Below are 5767 nucleotides of genomic sequence, written 5' to 3' on the forward strand. Positions count from 1 at the left end.
ACGCAGCCGGTTTCACGCAAAAGGCGCACTTTGGTACGCAGCGGGCTGATGCGGTAAGGCAGCTTTTTCCCGGCTTTGCGCGCAAAAAATTCTTTGGGCTGAGGCTCAAAAACAACAACGACAACAGGCAGACCGCGCTGGTCTGCCTCTCGTTTGAGTTTTTGTAGAATGTGTTTGTGCCCGAGGTGTACGCCATCGAAGTTGCCGATGGTTACGGCGGCTCCTTGCGGAAATTTGGGCGCGTGTCGCTGTCCAAGCCAGATGTTCATGGGTGGTGGGTATTGTGTTTGAATAGGCGGCTATTGTAAACGTTATTGCCGTTTCAATAAACCTTAGGCCGTCTGAAACCAATAAATATATGCTTTCAGACGGCCCTAAAGTTTGTTAATACCTTACCACCACCAAGGATAACGGCCAAACGGATAGCCCCAATCGTCGTAATAACGATAGTAACGGGCTTCGCGCAGCTGTTCTTGAGAAATATAGTTTTGCCATGCCATTTTGTAGCAGGCTTGGAACATCGGATCGGAAACTTTGTCGATATATTTGAGGCGGAAGGCTTTTTGTTCCGCAGTTGCGGCACCGGGTTTGCCTTCTTCGTCAAATTTGCGGCGGATCAGCGCGGCAGTCTCCTGATCGCATTGGGCAGCAAGATGTACTTGAAGATCCTGCTCATAGCGTTTCTGCGCTTGGGCGCGTGCGGCTTTTTGCTCAGGCGTGGTGGCGCAGGCGGCAAGTAATGCGGCAGCACCAATCAATAAAGTCAGGCGGATAGGATTCATCGGATGTTTCCTTATAGTCATGTATAGCTATTAATGTACGCCCTCATTGTGTAATGGGCAAGTGTGGCAACTTGGGAACACTTTAGATTATTTGTTCTTATCGGCAGACAGTTGCATATAAAATACACCCTATATGAATGTTTAACTCCAAACCCACTCAATGAACGCTGACAAACCGCCCCACTCCTACAGATTGCGCCACCACAGGCAACACACGCCTCCGTTTTGGCAGGCGGATCGCCCGTATCTGCACGAACACAATATTTCCGATGCCCGTTTCAGACGGCTGGGCTACATCATGGCCTTTCTTGCCGGTGCGATTAATGCGGGGGGATTCTTTGCATTTGCGCGCTATATTTCCCACGTAACCGGCTCCATGTCTCTTTTGGCTGATGTGCTGTATCTCCAAGACTGGTGGTCTGCCGCGGTGACTTTCATCAGCGTGTTGTGCTTTGTTGCCGGTGCCGCGCATTCGGGTTGGGTGATTTTATGGACGCAACAGATGCGTTTTCGTGGCAGCTTTGGGTTTTCCATGTGGCTGGAAGCAGTTTATCTGTTGATATTCGGTTGGTTCGGTATTGCTGCGATGGAATGGGATTTTGGCGGCTCTGATTTTATTATGCCGTCTTTGGCATTGTTTTTATTGTGTTTTATTATGGGCATGCACAATACGGTTATCACGCTTCTTTCCGGCGGCGCCATCCGTTCCACCCACATGACCGGTACGGCGACCGACTTGGGCATTGAAATTTCACGCGCACTTTATTATTCCAAACAACATCATCCGCGCCTGCCGCACGTCCGCGTCAACAAACCGAAAATGTGGCTTTTAAGCGGCTTGATGCTGTCGTTTTTACTGGGCGGCGTGGTTGGCGCATGGGGTTATCATCTGGTCGGCCATCATTTCGCCCTGCCCGTTTCCGCCGTTTTGCTCATACTGGGTGCGGGCTCGGTGGGATATGACGTCAAGGTCAGATTGAAATGGGCATTCATCAACTGGTATCGCCGCAAGCAGAAAAAACGGAAGAAACTGTAAAAAACTTTGCTGGTTATTTCACGGCAAAACGGCCAAGCTGCCAGAAAAATGCAGAAATGCTTCAGAATTATGTTAACTGGCAAATATTTTCGTAATATCGGGTTAAACCCATTCTTTTGCGTTTCGGATATTGGGTATCATAAATCCGTAATGACCCACGCGGTTTTTATTCATTTTTTTCAGACGGCCTAAGCCGTCATCTAAAAAGAGGATACGACATGAAATTCTTGAAACCCCTGACCGTTATTGCTACTGCAATTCCTTTGGCACTCACCGGCTGTGTGACCGATCCTGCTACCGGTCAACAATCCGCCAGCAAAACCGCCATGTACGGTTTGGGCGGTGCGGCTGTTTGCGGCATCGTTGGTGCGCTGACCCACGGTGGCAAAGGCGCGCGTAACTCCGCATTGGCTTGTGGTGCAGTAGGTGCCGGTATCGGCGGTTACATGGACTACCAAGAGAAAAAACTGCGTCAAAGCCTGGCCAACACCAACATCGAAGTTGAACGTCAAGGCAACCAAATCAAACTGGTTATGCCTGAAAACGTAACCTTCGCCACCGGCAGCGCTGCCCTGAGCGGTCAAGCTCAAAGCGCCTTGTCTGCTGCTGCACAAACTCTGGTTCAATATCCTGACACGACTTTGACCATCAACGGCCATACCGACAATACCGGTAACGACGCCATCAACGAGCCATTGTCTCGCAACCGCGCCGAATCTGTCGCTACCTTCCTGCAATCCCGTGGCGTAAGCAGCACCCGTTTGAGCACTTTCGGTTACGGCTCCCGTCAACCAATCGCCTCCAATGCTACTGTTGAAGGCCGCGCACAAAACCGCCGCGTTGAAATCTTGATCAACCCTGACCAACGCGCCATTGACGCCGCTAAAAAACAAATGTAATCCGACAGCTGTCTGATTCCCATGCTTAAGGCCGTCTGAAATTTCAGACGGCCTTTTTCTTTGTAGATTTTGTTTGCAATTTCTCCTCCTCAATCCAATCCATCATAAAATTTATTCCTTTATTAACAAGACTTTTCAATTTTTCCTTTAAAAAAACTGTATTAATACTCTAATTTTTACACTGACTTAGAGTATAATTCCTAAAATTTTAAAAACACGCCTCATGCCGTCTGAAAAACGGCGGCGAAAAACACACTTATTTGTATACACATCAGCCCGTTATCCAATCCATTTCATAGGATTTCAGACGGCACCACCCAGAATCTATGAAGGAGCATCCATGCAAAACAACTTTGACCCATTGATTATCCGTGGCAAATCACTGATTCCCGTCGTACAAGGCGGTATGGGTGTAGGCGTTTCCGCATCAAAACTCTCCAGCGCGGTTGCGCGCGAAAACGGCGTAGGTACCATCGCCAGCGTCGATTTGCGCCACTTGCACGAAGATTTGCTGGCCGAATCAAAAATCGATTCCAGCGAAGAAAAATACACCCGTATCAACTGCATCGCGCTGGACCGTGAAATCAAAAAAGCCAAAGCCGATTCAGAAGGCAAAGGCATGATTGCCGTCAACGTCATGAAAGCTGTCAAAGACCATGCCGCCTACGTCCGTCAGGCCTGCGAATCCGGTGCAGACGCGATTGTGATGGGAGCAGGTTTGCCTTTGGATCTGCCGGAAATGGCCGAGGGCTATCACAAAGATGTCGCCCTTTTCCCTATCCTGTCCGAATCACGCGGTATCAACATCGTTTTGAAACGTTGGATGAAAAAAGGCATTTTGCCCGATGCCATCGTTATCGAACACCCAGCCCACGCAGCCGGCCACTTGGGCGCGGCAACCGTTGACGGCGTGAACGATGCCAAATTCGAGTTCAAACGCGTTATTGAAGAAACGTTTGAAGTATTCAAAAACTTGGGCTTGGAAAGCGAAAAAATCCCGTTGGTACTCGCCGGCGGCATGGCAAACTTTGAAAAAGTCAAAACAGCCTTGAAAAACTGGGGCGCGTCCGCCGTTCAAATCGGTACCGCGTTTGCCGTAACCGAAGAAGGCGATGCCCACATCAACTTCAAAAAAACGCTGGCCGGTGCGGAAACCGAAAAAGTGGTTGAATTCATGTCTGTTGCCGGTTTGCCTGCACGCGGCGTGCGCACCAAATTCCTCGACAACTACATCAAACGTGAGGCCAAATTGCAAGCCAATGCCAAAAACGATCCGCGCCGTTGCACCCAAGGCCTGAACTGCCTGACCAGCTGCGGTTTGCGCGACGGCTTGGCCAAAGCCGGTCAATTCTGTATCGACATCCAACTTTCCGCCGCATTCCGCGGTGAAGTCGATAAAGGCCTGTTTTTCCGCGGTAAAGACCCACTGCCTTTTGGCAATGCCATCCGTACGGTTCAAGAAACCATTCAATATCTCTTGAACGGTTCCCTACCCGTCATCCCTGCCAAATAAACGTATCAACACTCAAAAGGCCGTCTGAAAAACATTCAACCCTGTTTTCAGACGGCCTTTTTGTCCCAATCCATCTAAAAAATGCTAAGATTATCGCCTGAATTTATCCAGCAGAAACATCATGAATCCATTATTGAACCACCTCAAACCCTATCCTTTTGCCCGCTTGCGTGAAGCCATGCAAGGCATTGACGCACCCGCAGGCGTAACCCCCATCCATCTGCAAATCGGCGAGCCGAAACACCCGACGCCCAAAGTCATCACCGATGCACTGACCGCCTCCCTGCACGAATTGGAAAAATATCCGCTGACCGCAGGCCTGCCCGAACTGCGCCAAGCCTGCGCCGAATGGGTTGCCCGCCGTTATGATGGTTTAAGCCTCAATCCCGACAATGAAATCCTGCCCGTATTGGGCAGCCGGGAAGCATTGTTTTCCTTTATCCAAACCGTTTTGAATCCGGCTTCAGACGACCCCAAACCGGTCGTTATCAGTCCCAATCCTTTCTATCAAATTTACGAAGGCGCGACTATATTGGGCGGCGGCGAAATCCATTTTGCCAACTGCCCGGCACCCAGCTTCAACCCCGATTGGAGCAGCCTGCCCGAAGACGTGTGGCAGCGTACCAAAGTCCTGATTGTCTGCTCGCCCAACAACCCGAGCGGCAGCGTCCTGCAATTAGAAGACTGGAAAGAAATTTTTGATTTGCAAGACAAATACGGCTTCGTTATTGCCTCTGACGAATGCTATTCCGAAATTTATTTTGACGACGACAAACCGATCGGCGGCTTACAGGCTGCGGCGCAATTAGGTCGCGGAACGCACAACATCGTGATGTTTACCAGCCTGTCCAAACGCTCCAATGTCCCCGGTTTGCGTTCCGGCTTTGTCGCAGGCGATGCCGAGTTGCTCAAAAACTTCCTGCTCTACCGCACCTACCACGGCAGCGCGATGAGCATTCCTGTCCAACGTGCCAGCATTGCCGCTTGGAACGACGAAGAACACGTCATTGCCAACCGCCGCCTCTACCAAGAAAAATTCGACCGCGTCATTCCGATTTTGCAACAGGTATTCGATGTCAAACTGCCTGACGCATCGTTCTACATTTGGCTGAAAGTTCCCGACGGCGACGACTTGGCATTCACGCGCAACCTGTGGCAGAAAGCCGCCATCCAAGTGTTGCCCGGCCGCTTCCTTGCCCGCGATACCGAGCAAGGCAATCCGGGCGAAGGCTACGTCCGCATCGCTTTGGTTGCCGACGTGGAAAGCTGTGTCAAAGCGGCTGAAACCATTGTTTCGCTCTACCGCTGACGATTAAGCAAACAAAGGCCGTCTGAAACTTCAGACGGCCTTTTTATTAAATAATCGGATAATTTATATGGTGAAGTCCAGAAGGTAGAAATCTTCTTTACCTACGCCGCATTCAGGGCATTTCCAGTCGTCGGGGATGTCTTCGAACTTGGTACCTGCCGGCAGGCCGTGTTCGGGGTCGCCGACATCTTCATCATAAATCCAGCCGCAAGGGCCGCACATATATTG

Annotated in this window: 7 protein-coding genes; 4 read left to right on the forward strand and 3 right to left on the reverse strand. The window is 50.4% G+C overall.

Going from position 1 to position 5767, the window contains the following annotated elements; genetic code table 11:
* Positions 1-269 (reverse strand): adenylyltransferase/cytidyltransferase family protein (locus ACTHUE_RS09975; protein WP_440423394.1); only part of this gene is annotated, 269 nt, incomplete at its 3' end.
* 123 nt (positions 270-392) lie between these two features.
* Positions 393-782 (reverse strand): hypothetical protein, encoded by a 390-nt coding sequence (locus tag ACTHUE_RS09980; RefSeq protein ID WP_049331430.1) that lies wholly within the window; start codon positions 780-782, stop codon positions 393-395.
* 160 nt (positions 783-942) lie between these two features.
* Between ACTHUE_RS09980 and ACTHUE_RS09985 the strand changes: the two genes are divergently transcribed.
* The 4 genes from ACTHUE_RS09985 (at position 943) to dapC (ending at position 5539) form a co-directional block, all read left to right on the forward strand.
* A complete protein-coding gene (locus ACTHUE_RS09985; protein WP_107791951.1) occupies positions 943-1818 on the forward strand; it encodes a YoaK family protein in 876 nt (291 codons plus the stop codon).
* A gap of 218 nt (positions 1819-2036) precedes the next feature.
* Positions 2037-2717 carry an OmpA family protein gene (locus tag ACTHUE_RS09990; protein ID WP_070749195.1) on the forward strand — a complete coding sequence of 227 codons (681 nt, stop codon included), beginning with the start codon at positions 2037-2039 and terminating at the stop codon, positions 2715-2717.
* 340 nt (positions 2718-3057) lie between these two features.
* On the forward strand, positions 3058-4230 hold the full coding sequence (locus tag ACTHUE_RS09995; protein ID WP_107791952.1) for an NAD(P)H-dependent flavin oxidoreductase: 1173 nt from the start codon (positions 3058-3060) through the stop codon (positions 4228-4230).
* Between the two features lie 121 nt (positions 4231-4351).
* Positions 4352-5539, forward strand: a complete 1188-nt coding sequence (dapC, locus tag ACTHUE_RS10000; RefSeq protein WP_070843268.1) for a succinyldiaminopimelate transaminase — start codon at positions 4352-4354, stop codon at positions 5537-5539.
* Positions 5540-5602: 63 nt separating this feature from the next.
* Here the strand turns inward: dapC and ACTHUE_RS10005 are convergent.
* A partial coding sequence (locus ACTHUE_RS10005; protein ID WP_440423396.1) for a rubredoxin occupies positions 5603-5767 on the reverse strand: 165 nt, incomplete at its 5' end.

The organism is Neisseria sp. P0021.S005, from assembly GCF_051956955.1.